An 18835-nucleotide genomic window follows, 5' to 3' on the forward strand; every position below is an offset into this window, starting at 1 on the left:
TTCGTCCCTCATGGAGGTGTACGGATGACCAGCACGGTCCCCGCACTCGGTACCCGAACGGCCGAAGGCTCCACCCTTCAGGCCGTGCTCCTCGACATGGACGGAACACTCGTCGACACCGAGGGATTCTGGTGGGACGCCGAAGTGGCCGTCTTCGCCGAACTCGGCCACGCCCTCGACGACGCCTGGCGCCATGTCGTCGTCGGCGGGCCCATGACCCGCAGCGCCGGCTTCCTCATCGAGGCCACCGGCGCCGACATCACGGTGCCCGAGCTGACCGTGCTGCTCAACGAAGGCTTCGAGAAGCGCATCAGCAGCTCCCTGCCGCTGATGCCGGGGGCCGCGAGACTCCTCGCCGAACTCGCCGCGCACGACGTGCCGGCGGCGCTCGTCTCCGCCTCCCACCGGCGCATCATCGACCGCGTCCTGGACTCGCTCGGACCGGCCAACTTCCGCCTGACCGTGGCCGGTGACGAGGTCTCACGCACCAAGCCGCACCCCGACCCGTACCTGCTCGCCGCGGCGGGACTCGGCGCCGAGCCGGGGCGCTGCGCCGTCATCGAGGACACCGCCACCGGCGTCACGGCGGCCGAGGCCGCGGGCTGTCAGGTCGTCGCCGTGCCGTCCGTGTCGCCGATCGAACCCGCGCCCCGGCGCACCGTCGTCCGCTCCCTGGAACACGTCAACGTGCCTTTCCTGAAGGGACTCATGACGTCCTGAAGTCCGCGGGGTGGCTGAATCGGTGCGCACGACAAGCTCGTTGATGGTGTGACCTTTCCCACTTCCACGGGGGTCGACAGCCCGTCGGGCGCGTGCTGTGCGACCGCTTTCCGTGCGGTACGGGGTGCCCTTGTGTCCCGATTGGCCACCCCATGCGACGAACCTTCCTCCTGAGGTGTTTTCGGTGCGTCCACGCCTGATTCCACAGCGTGATGGAAGCTCCGCTCCCGCGCCCGCGAACCGCGGCGGCACGCCCATTAATGTCGTCGCGAGAACATCGCCGTACCCTCCCGTCGCCCACGCGTCCCACCCCTTTCGCCGGGCCGGCGGGTTCAACAGCTCTGGAGAACTTCGAGCATGAACCGCAAGACTTTGGTGCTGCCGGCCATCATCGGTCTGCTGGCCCCCGTGCTCGCCGCATGCGGCGGGTCGGACAGCGGAGACGCGGGCGGCGATGCGATCAAGGTGGGCACCACGGACCGGTTCATCGCCTCCGGGAAGGTCCCCGCGCCGTTCGACCCGGCGTACGCCTACGACACCGGGTCCTGGAACGTGCTGCGCCAGACCGTGCAGACGCTCATGGCGATGCCGCGCAGCGGCAGCGGCGAGCCCGTGCCCGAGGCCGCCCAGAGCTGCATATTCTCCGACAGCGGCAGCGAGCGCTACGCCTGCAAGCTGCGCAAGGGCCTCAAGTTCGCCGACGGCAAGCCGATCACCGCGGCCGATGTGAAGTACTCCATCGACCGCGTCAGGAACATCAAGAGCGACAGCGGCTCCTACGGTCTGCTCTCCTCGATCGACACCATCGAGACGCAGGGCGACCGCGAGGTCATCTTCCACCTCAAGTCCCCGGACGCCACGTTCCCGTACAAGCTGGCCACGCCCTCCGCCGGCATCGTCGACCCCGACGAGTACCCGAAGGACAAGCTGCGGAACGGCTTCAAGGTGAACGGCTCCGGCCCGTACACCCTCAAGGCCACCGTCAAGAACGACGCCGTCGTCAAGACCGTCTTCACCAAGAACCCCAACTACAAGGGTCAGTTGAAGCCGAAGAACGACAAGGTGGAGCTGGACTCCTTCACCGGCGCCGACGCCATGGGCAAGGCGCTGGAGAAGGGCGACATCGACATGATGACGCGCACCATGTCGCCGGAGCAGATCAAGAAGTACTCCGACACCACCGCCGGCGCGCCCAAGAACATCAACCTGGTCGAGATGCCCGGCATGGAGATCCGCTACCTCGGCTTCGACACCAAGGCGAGCACCGTCCGCGACAAGGCCGTCCGGCAGGCCATGGCGCAGCTCGTCGACCGCGGCGAGCTCGCCTCCGAGGTGTACGGCACCGGCGCCGAGCCGCTCTACTCGCTCGTGCCCAGCGGCATCACGGGCCACCAGAACTCGTTCTTCAACAAGTACGGCGACCCCAGCAAGACCAAGGCCGCCTCGATCCTGCAGCAGGCCGGCATCAGCACCCCGGTCAAGCTCACCCTGCACTACACGAGCGACCACTACGGATCCGGCACGAAGAAGGAGTTCGAGCTCCTCCAGAAGCAGCTGAACTCCAGCGGGCTCTTCCACGTGGACATCAAGGGCGACGTCTGGGACACCTACCGCGACGCCCAGCTCAAGGGGAAGTACGACGTCTACGGCCTCGGCTGGTTCCCGGACTTCCCGGACGCCGACAACTTCCTCGCGCCGTTCCTCGACAAGGACAACTTCCTGGCGTCCCCGTACACCAACAGCCGGATCCGCAGTGACCTGATCCCGGCCGAGCGCCGCGAGGCCGACCGGCTCACCGCGTCCAAGCCCCTCCAGCAGATCCAGAACGTCGTCGCCGACGACGTGCCGGTGCTCCCGCTGTGGCAGGGCAAGCAGTACGTCGCCGCCCGCGACGACATCACCGGGGTGGAATGGGCGCTGTCCGCCTCCTCGGTCCTTCAGCTGTGGGAGCTGGGCCGCGGCGTCAGCGGCTGAGCCCACCCCGGGGCCGGTCCACTGGCGGGCCGGCCCCAGCCCGTCCGCTCGACCGACGACAAGGCACGTACGTGAGAATGCGCAACCAGTGGCTGGTCATGCCCCTCGGCGCGGGACTCGCCGCGGCACTCCTGACCGGCTGTGGCTCCGACGACAGCGACTCCGCCGACGGCGGCGACGCCGTCGTCATGGGAATGTCCGACGACATCCAGGCCACCGACCCGGCCTCCGGCTACGACCCCGGCTCGTGGCTGCTGTTCAACAACGTCTTCCAGTCGCTGCTCAGCTTCCCCAACGGAGGCACCGAGCCGCAGCCGGAAGCCGCCAAGGAGTGCCACTTCAGCGACAGCGCCACCAAGGTCTACACGTGCACGCTCCGCTCCGGCCTGAAGTTCAGCAACGGGCACGCGCTCACGTCGAAGGACGTCAAGTTCTCCTTCGACCGCATGATGCGGATCAACGACGAGGCCGGTCCCGCGATCATGTTCCCGATGCTGGACAAGGTCGAGACCCCGGACGCGAAGACCGTCACCTTCAAGCTGAAGTCCGCCGACGCGACCTTCCCCAGCAAGATCGCCTCGGGCGCCGGATCGATCGTCGACCACACCGAGTACCCCGCGGACAAGCTCCGCACGGACGGCAAGGCCGTCGGCTCGGGCCCCTACAAGCTCGACTCCTTCGGCAAGAAGCAGGCCGACTTCTCGGTCAACGCCAAGTACCAGGGCACCGCCAAGGTCAAGAACCACGGCGTCACCATGAAGTTCTTCCACGGTGACCAGGCGGGCCTGAAGAAGTCCCTGCTCGCCGGGAAGCTCGACCTCGCCTACCGCGGCCTCGCCGCCAAGGACGTCGCCGACATCCAGAAGTCCGGCACCAAGAACATGGACGTCATCGAGGGCACGAGCGCCGAGGTCCAGCACCTCGTCTTCAACATGGACGACCCGGTCGCCGGCAAGATCGGTGTCCGCAAGGCGATCGCCCACCTCATCGACCGCGACGCCCTCATCGACGACGTGTACGACCAGACCGCCACGTCGCTGTACTCGATCATCCCGGCGGGCATCACCGGCCACAACACCGCGTTCTTCGACAAGTACGGGCCCCGCCCCTCGAAGAGCAGGGCGGCCGCCGCGCTGCGCGCCGACGGCATCAGCACGCCGGTCAAGCTCACGCTCTGGTCCACGCCCGCGCGCTACGGCCCCGCCACCGACGCCGAGCTGAGGACCATGGCCAAGCAGCTCAACGCGAGCGGGCTGTTCGACGCCGACGTGAAGTCCGTCGAGTTCGCCCAGTACGAGCGGGACATCAAGTCCGGCAAGTACGGCGTCTACGTCAAGGGCTGGGTGCCCGACTACCCGGACCCGGACAACTTCACCCAGCCGTTCTTCGGCAAGGGCAACGTCCTCGACAACCGCTACGACAACAGCACCATCAGCGGCCGGATCATCCCCGAGACCGGCGCCCAGAGCGACCGCTCCGGCACGGCCCCGCGCTACGAGCAGCTGCAGAACATCGTCGCCGACGAGCTGCCCATCCTGCCGGTCTGGCAGGCCAAGCAGTACGCCGTCGCCAAGTCCGACGTGTACGGGCTCGAGAACTGCCTCGACGCGTCGACCGTCTTCCGGTTCTGGGAGATCAGCAAGGGCTGACCGCTCACGAAACCGCCCCGGCCGCAGCCGCGCGCCGGGGCGGGCCCGCGAGCGGGGCGATCGGTGGCCTACTGCGCGCCGGGGCGGACCAGACCGCTCTCGTACGCGTACACGGCCGCCTGCACCCGGTCCCGCAGGCCCAGCTTCGTCAGCACATGACCCACGTGCGTCTTCACCGTCGTCTCGCTGACGAACAGGTCGGCGGCGATCTCGGCGTTCGACAGGCCGCGCGCGACCAGCTTCAGCACCTCGACCTCCCGCTCCGTCAGCGTGTGCAGCGTGTCCGGGACCGGCTCGTCCCCGGACGGGAGATGGTCCGCGTACTTGTCCAGGAGGCGGCGCGTGATGCTCGGCGCGAGCATCGCCTCACCGGCCGCCACGACCCGGATCGCCTGCACGAGCTCGCCCGCGGGCGCGTCCTTCAGCAGGAAGCCGCTGGCCCCCGCCTTCAGCGCCTCCACCACGTACTCGTCGAGATCGAACGTGGTCAGCACCAGGACCTTCGCCGGGCCGTCCTTGCCGGGGCCCGAGATCTGCCGGGTCGCCTCCACGCCGTCCATCCGCGGCATCCGGATGTCCATCAGGACCACATCGGGCTGCAGGGCACGCACCTGGTCGAGCGCCTGCAGACCGTCCCCGGCCTCGCCGACCACCGCGATGTCCTGCTCGGCCTCCAGGATCATGCGGAAGCCCGTACGCAGCAGCGGCTGGTCGTCGACCAGTAGGACGCGGATGGCCACGAAACTCTCCTTTGATCCTTGGTCAGGTGATCCCTGAACAGACCCGGCGGCCCATTCTGCCCTGCTATGCCTGCGGGAGGTCCGCCACCCCGGCCGCGGGCGCCGGGACGATCTGCAACGGGTACGGCGGGGGAGTGCCGCCGAACTCCGGGCACACCGCCTGGTGGTCGCACCAGCCGCACAGCTTCGTCGGCCGCGGCCGCCAGTCGCCCGTCTCCGTCGCCTGCTGGATCGCCTCCCACAGCGCGAGCAGCTTGCGCTCCACCCGCTCCAGGTCCGCGGGCACCGGGTCGTACGTCACCACGTCCCCGCTGCCCAGATACACGAGCTGCAGGCGGCGCGGCACGACCCCCTTCAGGCGCCACACCACCAGCGCGTAGAACTTCATCTGGAACAGCGCGCCCTCCGCGTACTGGGGGCGCGGGGCCTTGCCCGTCTTGTAGTCGACGATGCGGACCTCGCCGGTCGGCGCCACGTCCACGCGGTCGATGATCCCGCGCAGCTTCAGGCCCGACTCCAGCTCGGCCTGGACGAACAGCTCCCGCTCGACCGGCTCGAGGCGCGTCGGATCCTCCAGCGTGAACCAGCGCTCCACGAGGCGCTCGACATCGCCGAGCCAGCGCGCCAGCCGCTCGCCCGCGGCCTCCTCGCCCTCGCCCGCGTCGGCGAACAGCTCGGCCAGCTCCGGCTTCGACTCCCGCAGCCGCTCCCACTGGCCGGGGATCAGCGCGGTCGCCCGCGGCGCCGTCCGCTCGTCCGCAGGCGCGTCGAAGAGCCGCTCCAGGACGGCATGGACCAGCGTGCCCCGCGTCGCCGCCTCGCTCGGCTTCTCCGGCAGCTTGTCGATCACCCGGAACCTGTACAGCAGCGGGCACTGCATGAAATCGCTCGCGCGCGACGGCGAGAGCGACCCCGGCGGGGCGGGCACGCCCCGTGCGGGGGCCTGATCGGTGCTGGTCTCCATGCGTCACGACGATACGGGCCCGCACTGACAGTCAGGCACCTGCACGGGAGCCGCGTCTTGCGTAGCGTGGCGCGGGGGAGTCGACGGGGGCCCGTCGGCACTGTCCGCATACCATCGACGCCAGAACGTCCCGCCGGACGGCGGGAAACGCTTCGAACGAGGGGACCGAGGGATCACCGTGGACGAGAGCGGGCAGCCGCAGTCCGGCACCGGCGAGGCGACGCCACCCCGGCCGCCGGCCGCGGTCGAGCCGGACGCGGCCGAAGCCCGCGCAACCAGTGGGGCCCAGGAGCCGGACGCGCCGCACGCGGCGACCGAGGACCGGGAGCACGCGGCACGGGAGAAGCACACGGCGGCGGAGGCCTCCGGCACGGAACCGGCCACTGACCGCGCCGACGCGCTCCCGGCCGCTGACCGTGCCGACACGCAACCGGCGGCGAACCGGACCGACGCGCTCCCGGCCACTGACCGCGCCGACGCGCCCTCGGCCGCTGACCGTGCCGACTCGCCTCCGGCTGCGGACCGGTCCGACTCGCCCTCGGCCGTGGACCGTGCCGACGCGCTCCCGGCCCGGGGCCGGTCCGATTCGCCTCCGGCCGCTGACCGTGCCGACTCGCCTCTGGCCACTGACCGCGCCGACGCGCCCTCGGCCGCGGTCCGGTCCGACCCGCCTCCGGCCACTGACCGGTCCGACTCGCTCCCGGCCGCTGACCGTGCCGACACGCTCCCGGCCACCCAGCCCCAGGACGCACCCCCCGCGCACCCCTACGACCGCCACGACCTCCACCCCGAGCGCGCCGCCGCCACCTCCGGCAAGCGCAAGGGCGCCACCAAGGGCCCCACCAAGCGCCCGGAACCGCGCGGCGGACTGCTCATGGGGCGCCCCTTCGGCGTCCCCGTGTACGTCGCGCCCAGCTGGTTCCTCGTCGCCGCGCTCATCACCTGGGTCTTCGGCGGCCAGCTCGACCGCGTGCTGCCCGAGCTCGGCGCGGCCCGCTACCTCGTCTCCCTCTTCTTCGCCGTCGCCTTCTACGCCTCCGTGCTCATCCACGAACTGGCGCACACCGTCGTCGCGCTGCGCTACAAGCTCCCGGTGCGCCGCATCCAGCTCCAGTTCTTCGGCGGCGTCTCCGAGATCGAGAAGGAGTCCGAGACCCCCGGCCGCGAATTCATGCTCGCCTTCGTGGGCCCGCTGCTCTCCCTCGTCCTGTCCGGTGTCTTCTACGCGGCGATGCGCGCCGTCGAACCGGGCACCGTCCCCGGCGTGCTCCTCGCGGGCCTGATGATCTCCAACCTGATCGTCGCCGCCTTCAACCTGCTGCCCGGCCTCCCGCTCGACGGCGGCCGCATGCTCCGCGCCGTCGTCTGGAAGCTCACCGGCAAGCCCATGAGCGGCACCATCGCCGCCGCCTGGGTCGGCCGCGCCCTCGCCGTCACCGTCCTCATCGGCCTGCCGCTGCTCACCCAGTCCGGCGCCCTCGGCGAAGGCGCCGAAGAGGCCGGCGGCATGGACACCCTGATGGACGCGCTGCTCGCCGCCATCCTCGCCGCGATCATCTGGACCGGCGCCGGCAACAGCCTGCGCATGGCGCGACTGCGCGAACACCTCCCCGACCTGCGCGCCCGCACCCTCACCCGGCGGGCCGTCCCCGTCGAGGCCGAGACCCCGCTCTCCGAGGCCCTCCGCCGCGCCAACGAGGCGGGCGCCCGCGCCCTCGTCGTCGTCGACGCGGACGGCGACCCGCACTCGCTCGTCCGCGAGGCCGCCATCGTCGGCATCCCCGAGCACCGCCGCCCCTGGGTCCCCGTCAGCGGCCTCGCCCAGGACCTCACCGACGGCATGCGCGTCTCCGCCGAACTCGCCGGCGAAGAACTCCTCGACACCCTCCGCGAAACCCCCGCCACCGAATACCTCGTCGTCGAGGAGAACGGCGCCATCTACGGAGTCCTCTCCGCCGCCGACGTGGAACGCGCCTTCGTCAAGGCCATGGCCCGCCCCTCGTAGCGGCACTGTGGTCGGCGTCCCCCGCCGAGCCCGGTAGTCTGTTCGCATGTCCGAACCGACCGGTGCCGCCCGCAGGCGCGGGCCCTTCACGGTCGGGGACCAGGTTCAGCTGACCGACCCCAAGGGCCGCCACTACACGTTCACGCTCGAAGAGGGAAAGAACTTCCACACCCACAAGGGTTCCTTCCCGCACGACGAGCTGATCGGCGCACCCGAGGGCAGCGTTGTCCGCACCACCGGAAACGTCGCCTACCTCGCGCTGCGCCCCCTGCTCCCCGACTACGTCCTGTCCATGCCCCGCGGCGCCGCCGTGGTCTACCCCAAGGACGCGGGGCAGATCCTCGCCTTCGCCGACATCTTCCCCGGCGCCCGCGTCGTGGAAGCGGGCGTGGGCTCCGGCTCACTCAGCAGCTTCCTGCTGCGCGCCATCGGCGACCAAGGCATGCTGCACTCCTACGAGCGCCGCGAGGACTTCGCCGAGATCGCCAAGGGCAACGTCGAGCGCTACTTCGGCGGCCCGCACCCCGCCTGGCAGCTCACCGTGGGCGACCTCCAGGACAACCTGTCCGACGGTGACGTCGACCGCGTCATCCTCGACATGCTGGCCCCCTGGGAGTGCCTGGACGTCGTCAAGAAGGCGCTCGTCCCCGGCGGCATCCTGTGCTGCTACGTGGCCACCACCACGCAGCTCGCCCGCACCGTCGAGTCCATCCGCGAGATCGGCTGCTTCAACGAGCCGACCTCCTGGGAGTCGATGATCCGCAACTGGCACGTGGAGGGCCTCGCCGTCCGCCCCGACCACCGGATGATCGGCCACACCGGCTTCCTGCTCACCGCCCGCCGCCTCGCGGACGGCGTCGAGCCGCCCATGCGCCGCCGCCGCCCCGCCAAGGGCGCCTACGGCGAGGACTACGACGGCCCCAACGCCGCGGGCGGCAACCGCGGCCGCTGAGCCACCAAAAAAACGTACAAGCGCACAACGCGACAGCGCCGCCGCGGAGTTCCCCACGTCAACGGGAACTCCGCGGCGGCGCCTGTTCGTTGGCGAAGCGGCAGCACCAGGACCAGATATCACCTGAGAAAGAACGGACCCCGCCGTTCCCGCGCACTGTGACGTATGGCACGATGCTGGCCACCCCCACCGGCACAGCCCTCACAGGAGACGCTCCTCGTGCAGCAATCCGCCGTCCCGGAACTGGCGCACACCACCACACGACCCATCCACTGGCTGGCCACCGCGGCGGCCCTCGCCGCGGTCGTCGCGGTCTCCGGCTTCCTCAAGCCGGACTCCGCCACCGCGGCCCAGGCCGGCCACAAGGCCCCCGCGGACAGACCCGCGGCCGTCGCCGCCCCCGACCCCGCCGCCGTCCACTTCCCGCTCGACTGCGGGCCCGTCAAGGCCAAGGTCGTGAAGAAGGCCGCCGGTGACCTCGACGGCGACGGACGCCCGGAGACGGTCGCCGTCGTCCGCTGCGACGCCGGCGTCGGCACGCCGCCCAGCGGCATCTACGTCCTCACCCAGCCCGCGGGCGCCAAGCCGCGCGTCGTCGCCACGCTCGTCGAGCCCAAGGACAACTACTCGGCGACGACCCTCGCCATACAGGACGGATCCGTCCTCGCCGCCCTGGACGGCTACTCCTCCGACTCCGTGCCCCGCTACCGCCCGGACGTCCACGAGAAGGCCAAGTGGCAGTGGAAGGACGGGTCGTTCGTCCGCTCCACGCCCTCCGAGGCCCGCGCCGCCTGACGGCACCGAACGCAACGGGCCCCGTTCGCCGGAAAACCGGCGAACGGGGCCCGTTCGTACACTTCGGGCTACCCCGCGTTCATTCCGCGTCGGGCCCGTGCACCTCGACCCTGTCCGAAACCCGCCGTACATGGATGCAGTCGCCCGGGCACTCCTTCGCCGACGCCACCACGTCCGTGAGAAGCGGAAGCGGCACCGGCGTTGTCGCACCGACGTCCTGCAGCAGCTCGTCGTCGGCGCTCTTCACATACGCCAGACCGTCGATGTCCAGCTCGAAGACCTCGGGAGCGTACTGCGCGCAGATCCCGTCGCCCGTGCACAGATCCTGGTCGATCCACACCTCCAGCGGAACGTCGCTGTCGGTACCGGATCCGGCCTCTTGCCGCACGCTCATGTCTCCTGCCGTTTCCTGCGTCGCGGCCCCCGAAAAACCCCTTCAGAGGAGCAAGTCGGGCCAAGCCTGACGGGTGTTGAACGCTTCGACCCTACAACCGGCCGCTTTCCGATGTTGTTGGGTGGGTATTCCCCTGGCGTGAGGGAGAGCGCAAGGGTGAAGATCGGACACACCCCATCGTCTTTTTGATCTAGGGGTTTCAATCGACACCCGCCCAGGTAGGGTCTGGAAGCGTCCAGCTCCCCTTGGAGGAGGTGAGGACCGTGGCAGCCCACGACGACGACATCAACCGCGGCATCCGCCCGGGACGAGGGTCCGAAGACCCTGCCGGGCAGGTTGCCTATCTCGAGCAGGAAATCGCCGTCCTGCGGCGCAAGCTCGCCGACTCTCCGCGACACACGAGGATTCTCGAAGAGCGGATCGTCGAGCTGCAGACCAACCTGGCCGGCGTGTCCGCCCAGAACGAGCGGCTCGCCAACACACTCCGAGAGGCCCGCGACCAAATCGTGGCCCTCAAGGAAGAAGTCGACCGGCTCGCACAACCGCCGGCAGGCTTCGGAGTCTTTCTCTCGGCCAATGAGGACGGCACCGCCGACATCTTCACCGGCGGCCGCAAACTCCGTGTGAACGTGAGCCCAAGCGTCGAACTCGAAGAGCTCCGGCGCGGCCAGGAACTCATGCTCAACGAAGCGCTCAACGTGGTCGAGGCCATGGAGTTCGAGAGCGTCGGCGACATCGTCACCCTCAAGGAAATCCTCGAGGACGGCGATCGAGCCCTCGTGGTCGGGCACACCGACGAGGAACGGGTGGTACGGCTCGCCGAGCCGCTGCTGGACGTCACCATCCGCCCCGGCGACGCCCTCCTTCTCGAACCCCGATCCGGCTATGTCTACGAAGTCGTACCGAAGAGCGAAGTAGAGGAACTGGTCCTCGAAGAGGTCCCGGACATCGGCTACGAGCAGATCGGCGGCCTGGGCAACCAGATCGAACTGATCCGCGACGCCGTCGAGCTCCCCTACCTCTACCCGGACCTCTACCGGGAGCACGAACTGCGGCCGCCCAAGGGCGTCCTGCTGTACGGGCCCCCCGGATGCGGAAAGACCCTGATCGCGAAGGCGGTCGCCAACTCCCTCGCCAAGAAGGTCGCGGAAGTGACCGGGCAGGCGCAGGGCAAGAGCTACTTCCTCAACATCAAGGGTCCCGAGCTCCTCAACAAGTACGTCGGTGAGACCGAGCGGCAGATCCGCCTCGTCTTCCAGCGCGCACGGGAGAAGGCCAGCGAGGGCACCCCCGTCATCGTCTTCTTCGACGAGATGGAATCCCTCTTCCGCACCCGCGGCTCCGGCGTCAGCTCGGACGTGGAGAACACCATCGTCCCGCAGCTGCTCGCCGAGATCGACGGCGTGGAAGGCCTGCAGAACGTGGTCGTGATCGGCGCCTCCAACCGCGAGGACATGATCGACCCCGCCATCCTGCGACCCGGTCGACTCGATGTGAAGATCAAGATCGAGCGCCCGGACGCCGAAGCCGCCAAGGACATCTTCGGCAAGTACCTCACCGAGCGCCTGCCGCTGCACCTCGACGACCTCGACGAGCACAGCAGCGACCGGGCGGCCACCGTCCACGCCATGATCCAGACGGCCGTGGAGCAGATGTACGCCGAATCCGAGGAAAACCGCTTCCTCGAGGTGACGTACGCGAACGGTGACAAGGAAGTCCTCTACTTCAAGGACTTCAACTCCGGCGCAATGATCGAGAACATCGTCGGTCGCGCCAAGAAGATGGCCATCAAGGCCTTCCTCGAGCAGAACCAGAAGGGACTTCGGGTCTCCCACCTCCTGCAGGCTTGCATCGACGAGTTCAAGGAGAACGAGGACCTGCCCAACACCACCAACCCGGACGACTGGGCCCGGATCTCCGGCAAGAAGGGCGAGCGGATCGTCTACATCCGCACCCTTGTCACCGGAAAGCAGGGCGCGGACACCGGACGCTCCATCGACACGGTGGCGAACACCGGTCAGTACCTGTAAAAGACAGGGTGGCTGCGGGTGCCCGAACCGGGTACCCGCAGCCGACTGTTTTGCGGCAGCACTCCGCGGCGCACCACAGGAACCGACCACGCCACCCACCGCTCGAAGCCGGAGCGAATCCAATGACGCAAATGATCTCCCCACCAGCGCAAAGGCGTTCTAGGCTCTTCCATGCCGCCGGGTCGCGCAGTGCGGGGACGGGCACCGCACACGCACCGGAGAAACAGCGGTACTTGAGCGACGCCCCCGACCGAGGGCGCTGCCGGGCAAGGAGGGCCGCATGACCGTACGGCGAGTAATGGGCATCGAGACGGAATACGGGATCTCCGTCCCCGGCCACCCCAACGCCAATGCCATGCTCACCTCGTCCCAGATCGTCAATGCCTACGCCGCGGCGATGCACCGGGCCCGCAGGGCCCGCTGGGACTTCGAGGAAGAGAACCCGCTGCGCGACGCGCGAGGCTTCGACCTCGCACGCGAGGCCGCCGACTCCAGCCAGCTCACCGACGAGGACATCGGCCTGGCCAATGTCATCCTCACCAACGGAGCGCGCCTCTACGTAGACCACGCACACCCCGAGTACAGCGCCCCGGAGGTCACCAACCCCCGCGACGCCGTGCTCTGGGACAAGGCCGGCGAGCGCATCATGGCCGAGGCCGCGGAGCGGGCGGCCCAGCTGCCCGGGGCCCAGCCCATCCACCTCTACAAGAACAACACCGACAACAAGGGCGCCTCCTACGGGACGCACGAGAACTACTTGATGAAGCGGGAGACCCCGTTCTCGGACATCGTGCGCCACCTGACGCCGTTCTTCGTCTCCCGGCAGGTGGTGACGGGGGCCGGCCGCGTCGGAATCGGCCAGGACGGCCACGACCACGGCTTCCAGCTCAGCCAGCGCGCCGACTACTTCGAGGTCGAGGTGGGCCTCGAGACCACGCTCAAGCGGCCCATCATCAATACCCGTGACGAGCCGCACGCGGACGCGGAGAAGTACCGCCGCCTGCACGTGATCATCGGCGACGCCAATCTCTCCGAGATCTCGACCTACCTCAAGCTCGGCACGACGTCACTCGTTCTGTCCATGATCGAGGATGGCTTCATCGCCGTCGACCTGGCCGTGGACCAGCCCGTCCGCACCCTCCACCAGGTCTCGCACGATCCGTCCCTGCAGCAGTTGATCACGCTCCGCAGCGGCCGCACACTCACCGCGGTCCAGCTCCAGATGGAGTACTTCGAACTCGCCAGGAAGTACGTGGAGGAGCGCTTCGGCGCCGACGCGGACGACCAGACCAAGGACGTCCTGAGCCGCTGGGAGGACGTACTGGGGCGCCTGGAGTCGGATCCCATGGGTCTGTCCGGCGAGCTCGACTGGGTCACCAAGCTGGAGCTCATGGAGGGCTACCGGCGCCGCGACAACCTCGAATGGGACGCCGCGAAGCTCCACCTCCTCGACCTCCAGTACGCCGACGTACGGCCCGAGAAGGGCCTCTACAACCGCCTGGAGGCGCGCGGCAAGATGAAGCGCCTCCTGGACGAGACAGAGGTCGAGAACGCCCGTACGAAGCCGCCGGAGGACACCCGGGCGTACTTCCGCGGTCGCTGCCTGGAGCAGTACGCGGACGACGTGGCGGCGGCCTCCTGGGACTCGGTCATCTTCGACCTCCCCGGCAGGGACTCGCTGCAGCGCGTCCCAACCCTGGAACCCCTCCGCGGAACGCGTAACCACGTGAAGGAGCTCCTGGACCGGTGCCGCACGGCCGAGGACCTGGTCAGGGTGCTGTCCGGTCAGTGACCCGCGGGTGGATCCGCCGATGATCAATCACCGATCCGGGGCTGAAAAGTCGGCGGCAGGGGAATCACAGAGGTGGGCCCCGCACGTTGCACAAAGTGCGGGGCCGATGTCAGAGCCGACGCGTAGGGTTCTGATCACGAACGACCTGAGCGAACCACGTCGTCCCCGGCGTGGATGTCGAACCGAGCGGGGTGAGCTGGACATGGCAACCAAGGACACCGGCGGCGGACAGCAGAAGGCGACGCGCTCCACCGAGGAGGTCGAGGAGCAGCAGGTCGACGAGCAGTCGACCGAGGACCTCAAGGAGCGCCAGGAGAAGCTGAGTGATGACGTCGACTCCGTCCTGGACGAGATCGACGACGTCCTGGAGGAGAACGCGGAGGACTTCGTGAGGTCCTTCGTTCAAAAGGGTGGAGAGTAGTCCACGTATGTGAACGGTGTTGCGTGCGCCGTTCCCACGCCACTCGGGTGATCGCGACGGGCCGCGGGGCCTCGCAGGTCCCGCGCCCGTGCGTACCGGAACTACATGTGGATCACTGCCGCGAGCCGGGTAGGGTCCTGGCGTACTGTGCTTCAACTGCAATTCGGCCATCGGCAAGTTGGGAGACGATCCCGACACCGGCCGTCGGGCCATCGCCTACGTGGAAGGAAACGCGTGGAAGCCAACCCTCGTAGCACCGGGCGTCTACCGGCTGCCTTCCTGACGCCTGGATCGTCGTCGTTCATGGACTTCCTGTCCGAGCACCAGCCCGAAATCCTGCCGGGCAACCGGCAGTTGCCGCCGACGCAGGGCGTCATCGAGGCCCCGCACGGCACGACCATCGTGTCCATCACCTTCCCCGGCGGCGTCGTGCTCGCCGGTGACCGGCGGGCCACGATGGGGAATGTGATCGCGCAGCGCGACATCGAGAAGGTCTTCCCCGCGGACGAGTACTCGGCCGTGGGCATCGCCGGCACCGCCGGCCTGGCCGTCGAGATGGTGAAGCTCTTCCAGCTGGAACTGGAGCACTTCGAGAAGGTCGAGGGTGCCCAGCTGTCGCTGGAGGGCAAGGCGAACCGGCTGTCGACCATGATCCGGTCGAACCTCGGGATGGCCATGCAGGGCCTGGCCGTGGTGCCGCTGTTCGCGGGGTACGACGTGGATCGTGAGAGGGGCCGCATCTTCTCGTACGACGTCACGGGCGGCCGCAGCGAGGAGCACGGTTTCGCCGCGACCGGTTCCGGTTCGGTGTTCGCGCGTGGGGCGATGAAGAAGCTGTACCGCGAGGATCTGACGGAGGAGCAGGCGACGACGCTGGTCGTGCAGGCGCTGTACGACGCGGCGGACGACGACTCGGCGACGGGTGGTCCCGACATGGCGCGGCGGATCTTCCCGATCGTCACGGTGATCACGGAGGACGGGTTCCGGCGTCTTTCGGACGACGAGTCGTCCGCGATCGCCCGGTCGATCCTGGAGCGGCGCATGGAGGAGCCGGACGGCCCGCGGGCCGCTCTGCTCTAGCCGGCCGACTCTCCTTTGGTTGCCTACTCATCGAGCCACTGACAGAAAGGGACGGATAGCCGGTGTCGACGCCGTTCTATGTCTCACCCCAGCAGGCGATGGCCGACCGCGCGGAGTACGCGCGCAAGGGCATCGCTCGCGGTCGCAGCCTTGTCGTGCTGCAGTACGCCGATGGCATCGTGTTCGTCGGCGAGAACCCGTCCCGTGCTCTGCACAAGTTCAGCGAGATCTACGACCGGATCGGCTTCGCGGCCGCCGGCAAGTACAACGAGTACGAGAACCTCCGAATCGGTGGCGTGCGCTACGCGGATCTGCGGGGATACACGTACGACCGTGACGATGTGACGGCTCGTGGTCTGGCGAATGTCTACGCGCAGACGCTGGGCACGATCTTCTCCAGCGCGGGGGAGAAGCCGTACGAGGTGGAGTTGGTGGTCGCCGAGGTCGGGCAGTCGGCCGAGGGCGATCAGATCTACCGGCTTCCGCACGACGGATCGATCGTCGACGAGCACGGCTCGGTGGCGGTCGGTGGCAGTGCGGAGCAGATCAGCAACTATCTGGACCAGCAGCACCGTGACGGCATGACGCTCTCGGAGGCGCTGAAGCTGGCGGTGACGGCCCTGTCGCGGGACACCAATGGGGGCGAGCGGGAGATCCCCGCGGAGCGCCTGGAGGTGGCGGTCCTGGACCGTACGCGGCCGCAGCAGCGGAAGTTCAAGCGGATCGTGGGCCGGCAGCTGTCGAACCTGCTCACGGCCGAGGGCGCTGCAGCGACGACGGAGGCCGAGTCGGAGGCGGTGTCCGACGACGAGGGTCCTTCCGAGGGCAAGTAGCGGCCCGTAGCGTGTCGTGTGCCCCGGCCGGTGTCGAACCGGCCGGGGCACACGTGCGTCAGGGGCGGGGTGCGGCGGGTCCCGTGGAGCCGCGCACGATCAATTCGACGGGGAGCGGGGCGGTTTCGGCCTCGTGGCCGTCGAGGACGGCGAGGAGAGCGCGCATGCCGTGGGCGCCGACCTCCTCGGCGGGCAGGCGCACGGTGGTGAGTTCGGGTTCGATGGCCGTGGCGAGGGAGAGGTCGTCGAAACCGGTGACGGAGAGGTCGTCGGGGATCCGCAGGCCCATGCGGCGGGCGGCTTTGTAGGCGCCGGCGGCGAGTTTGTCGTCGTCGCAGACGATGGCGGTCGGTTCGGTGAGCCCTGAGGTGCGCAGGGCGGTTTCGGTCGCGGCGAGGGCGTCCTCGACGGTGAGGGCGGAGCGGACGGTGCGCACCGTGGTGCCCGGTGACTGCGCGGCGCGCTGGGCGAGTTCGCGGGCGCGGACGTCGAAGGTCCAGGAGTCGACGGCGGAGGCGAGGTGGAGGAAGTTCCTGTGCCCGAACTCCAGCAGGTGGTCGGTGATCTGCCGGATGCCGTCGGCGAGGTCGAGGTTGACGGTGGTGGCGCCGGGGCTGCCGGCGGGGTCGCTGTCGAGCATGACGAGGGGGATGGCGGGGGTGTCGTCGCCGCGCAGCCCGGTCAGGGCGTCGGCGGCCATGGAGGAGGCGAGGATGCCGTCGAGGGCGGCGCGGGCGGAGGGGAAGGGGTCGCGCGCGGGGCCGATCCCGTCGGGTGAGGGGTAGAGGACGACGCCGAAGTCGTGTTGCGCGGCGACGCGCGCCGCGCCCGTGTAGACGCCGGCGAAGAACTCGTTGGTGAGCGCGGGGACGACGAGGAGGGCGGTGCGGGTGCGGCCGGTGCGGAGGTTGCGGGCCGCGAGGTTGGGCCGGTAGCCGAGGTGGTCGGCGGCGGCGCGCACGCGCTCGGCGGTGGTCTCGGAGACCCGGCCGCGCCATTTGCCGCCCATGACGAGGGAGACGGCGGCCTGGGAGACGCCGGCGGCGCGGGCGACGTCCCTGCTGGTGGGGCGGGCGGTCGTGGTGCCGTCCGGGCCGCTGGTCACTGGTGCCTCCGTGGGTGTCGTTCCAGAGTGCTCGACGTTATCGGGTGGCTCTGCCGGTCGGGCACGTGGTACGTATAACCCCCGGACGTTATACGTAAAACTTCAGGGCGGGGGCGGGCGATGGCCGCGGGCTATGCGGAGATCCTCAGGGCGCGGCACGCGATGCGGCTGCTGACGGGGACGCTGGTGGGGCGGCTGCCCAACGCCACCGCCCCGATCGCCGTCGTGCTCTTCATCCGGGCGGAGGGCGGCACGTACAGCCTGGCGGGCGCGCTCGCTGCGGTGTACGGGGTGGCGAACGCGATCGGGCAGCCGGTGCTCGGGCGCCTCGTCGATCTGCGGGGCCAGCCGAGGGTGCAGTTGCCCGCGGCGGTCCTGTCGGGGCTCGCGATGACGGTCTTCGCGTTCGTCGGGACGGACTCGCTGCCGTTGGCGTACGCGGCGATGGCCCTGGCCGGGCTGTTCACGCCGCCGCTCGAGGGCGGCCTGCGCGCGCTGTGGCCCAGCGTCCTCGCGCGCGAGGAGCAGGTGCACACCGCCTACGCGATGGACGCGATCGCGCAGGAAGTCATGTTCACCGTCGGGCCGTTGCTGGTGACGCTGTGCGTGTCGCTGTGGTCGGCGCAGGCCGCGCTCGTGGTGCTCAATGTGATCGGCGTGCTGGGCGCGCTCTCCGTGGTGCTGTCGAAGCCTTCGCGCGCGTGGCGTTCGGCGCCGCGCGAGGCGCACTGGCTGGGCGCGTTGCGTTCGCCGGGGCTGCTGGTCCTGCTCGTCGCCTTCCTGTTCATCGGGACGGCGCTCGGTTCGATCACCGTGGCGGCGATGTCGTACGCGGAGGGGCGCGGCGGCGACGCGGTGTACGGCTGGCTGATGGCGGCGATCGGGCTGGGCGCGCTGGTGGGCGGAAGCGTCTACGGGGCGCGCCGGTGGAGTGGCCCCGCGGAGACGCGACTTCGGTGGCTGGTGGCGCTGCTGGCGTTGTTCTACGTGCCGTTGGTCCTGATGCCGGGGCCGGTCGCGATGGTCGCCCTGATGGTGGTGGCGGGGGTGTTCCTGGCGCCGTGCATCGCGTGCGCGTTCATCGTCGTGGACCGGCACGCGCCGCCCGGCACGGTGACGGAGGCGTTCTCGTGGCTCGTGACGACGTTCATGGTCGGCTCCAGCGTGGGAACGGCCGTGGCGGGACCGGTCGTCGAATGGGCCGGCACCCGGTGGGGGTTCGCCGTTCCTGCCGTCACCGGCGCGCTCGCACTGGTCGTGCTGCTTTCAACGGCTCGGGTCCTGGCGGAGCCGCGCACGTCCGGGCGTGTCGCGTGCTCGTCGGAAAATGATCCAAACCGTGCCGTCGAACCCCGTTTCAGCTCGGGGGATCGGGCGTAAT

General features: G+C 69.4%; 16 protein-coding genes and 1 pseudogene. 13 read left to right on the top strand and 4 right to left on the bottom strand.

Translation table 11 applies throughout. The features are described 5' to 3' along the window. The first annotated feature begins 24 nt into the window (after nt 1–24). The 3 genes from ACZ7L4_RS33355 to ACZ7L4_RS33365 all read left to right on the top strand — a co-directional run bounded on the left by ACZ7L4_RS33355 (nt 25) and on the right by ACZ7L4_RS33365 (nt 4343). Nucleotides 25–720: an HAD family hydrolase gene (locus tag ACZ7L4_RS33355; protein WP_450817380.1), complete on the top strand. Its 696-nt coding sequence runs from the start codon at nt 25–27 to the stop codon at nt 718–720. A 357-nt stretch (nt 721–1077) separates the two neighbouring features. Continuing rightward, nucleotides 1078–2694 (top strand): ABC transporter substrate-binding protein, encoded by a 1617-nt coding sequence (locus tag ACZ7L4_RS33360; RefSeq protein ID WP_472108472.1) that lies wholly within the window; start codon nt 1078–1080, stop codon nt 2692–2694. A 71-nt stretch (nt 2695–2765) separates the two neighbouring features. Continuing rightward, on the top strand, nt 2766–4343 hold the full coding sequence (locus ACZ7L4_RS33365) for an ABC transporter substrate-binding protein (protein WP_472108474.1): 1578 nt from the start codon (nt 2766–2768) through the stop codon (nt 4341–4343). A gap of 68 nt (nt 4344–4411) precedes the next feature. On the opposite strand, the gene ACZ7L4_RS33370 is transcribed toward ACZ7L4_RS33365, so the two are convergent. Further along, nucleotides 4412–5083: a response regulator gene (locus ACZ7L4_RS33370; RefSeq protein ID WP_266721484.1), complete on the bottom strand. Its 672-nt coding sequence runs from the start codon at nt 5081–5083 to the stop codon at nt 4412–4414. A gap of 64 nt (nt 5084–5147) precedes the next feature. Then, nucleotides 5148–6047, bottom strand: a complete 900-nt coding sequence (locus tag ACZ7L4_RS33375; RefSeq protein ID WP_472108475.1) for a RecB family exonuclease — start codon at nt 6045–6047, stop codon at nt 5148–5150. Nucleotides 6048–6225: 178 nt separating this feature from the next. On the opposite strand from ACZ7L4_RS33375, the gene ACZ7L4_RS33380 reads away from it, so the two are divergent. The 3 genes from ACZ7L4_RS33380 (at nt 6226) to ACZ7L4_RS33390 (ending at nt 9799) form a co-directional block, all read left to right on the top strand. Then, nucleotides 6226–8052, top strand: coding sequence for a site-2 protease family protein (locus tag ACZ7L4_RS33380; protein WP_472108477.1), 1827 nt, complete (start codon nt 6226–6228; stop codon nt 8050–8052). A gap of 46 nt (nt 8053–8098) precedes the next feature. Continuing rightward, nucleotides 8099–9004 carry a tRNA (adenine-N1)-methyltransferase gene (locus tag ACZ7L4_RS33385; RefSeq protein ID WP_266721490.1) on the top strand — a complete coding sequence of 302 codons (906 nt, stop codon included), beginning with the start codon at nt 8099–8101 and terminating at the stop codon, nt 9002–9004. A gap of 219 nt (nt 9005–9223) precedes the next feature. Further along, entirely contained in the window at nt 9224–9799 is a 576-nt protein-coding gene (locus tag ACZ7L4_RS33390; protein WP_472108479.1) for a hypothetical protein, read from the top strand. Between the two features lie 79 nt (nt 9800–9878). Here the strand turns inward: ACZ7L4_RS33390 and ACZ7L4_RS33395 are convergent, their stop codons facing one another. Next, complete coding sequence (locus ACZ7L4_RS33395) at nt 9879–10193, bottom strand: ferredoxin (protein WP_472108480.1); 315 nt, start codon at nt 10191–10193, stop codon at nt 9879–9881. A gap of 263 nt (nt 10194–10456) precedes the next feature. On the opposite strand from ACZ7L4_RS33395, the gene arc reads away from it, so the two are divergent. From arc to prcA, 6 genes and pseudogenes are all read left to right on the top strand, one after another. Beyond that, nucleotides 10457–12223, top strand: a complete 1767-nt coding sequence (arc, locus tag ACZ7L4_RS33400; RefSeq protein WP_450817373.1) for a proteasome ATPase — start codon at nt 10457–10459, stop codon at nt 12221–12223. Nucleotides 12224–12503: 280 nt separating this feature from the next. After that, nucleotides 12504–14015, top strand: coding sequence for a depupylase/deamidase Dop (dop, locus tag ACZ7L4_RS33405; RefSeq protein ID WP_472108481.1), 1512 nt, complete (start codon nt 12504–12506; stop codon nt 14013–14015). A gap of 202 nt (nt 14016–14217) precedes the next feature. Continuing rightward, nucleotides 14218–14436, top strand: coding sequence for a ubiquitin-like protein Pup (locus ACZ7L4_RS33410; RefSeq protein WP_327664184.1), 219 nt, complete (start codon nt 14218–14220; stop codon nt 14434–14436). 95 nt (nt 14437–14531) lie between these two features. After that, nucleotides 14532–14719: pseudogene (locus tag ACZ7L4_RS33415) on the top strand (endonuclease domain-containing protein); the annotation flags it as partial. Beyond that, a complete protein-coding gene (prcB, locus tag ACZ7L4_RS33420; protein ID WP_472108483.1) occupies nt 14671–15516 on the top strand; it encodes a proteasome subunit beta in 846 nt (281 codons plus the stop codon). The pseudogene ACZ7L4_RS33415 and the gene prcB, both read left to right, overlap by 49 nt. Nucleotides 15517–15578: 62 nt before the next feature. Beyond that, nucleotides 15579–16349 (top strand): proteasome subunit alpha, encoded by a 771-nt coding sequence (gene prcA / locus ACZ7L4_RS33425; protein ID WP_472108484.1) that lies wholly within the window; start codon nt 15579–15581, stop codon nt 16347–16349. Between the two features lie 58 nt (nt 16350–16407). On the opposite strand, the gene ACZ7L4_RS33430 is transcribed toward prcA, so the two are convergent. Further along, complete coding sequence (locus ACZ7L4_RS33430) at nt 16408–17454, bottom strand: LacI family DNA-binding transcriptional regulator (protein WP_472108485.1); 1047 nt, start codon at nt 17452–17454, stop codon at nt 16408–16410. A gap of 120 nt (nt 17455–17574) precedes the next feature. Here ACZ7L4_RS33430 and ACZ7L4_RS33435 point away from each other — a divergent pair, with 120 nt between their 5' ends. After that, nucleotides 17575–18834, top strand: a complete 1260-nt coding sequence (locus ACZ7L4_RS33435) for an MFS transporter (RefSeq protein ID WP_472108487.1) — start codon at nt 17575–17577, stop codon at nt 18832–18834. Nucleotide 18835: the final 1 nt, after the last annotated feature.

The organism is Streptomyces sp. NPDC107575 (genome assembly GCF_055657265.1).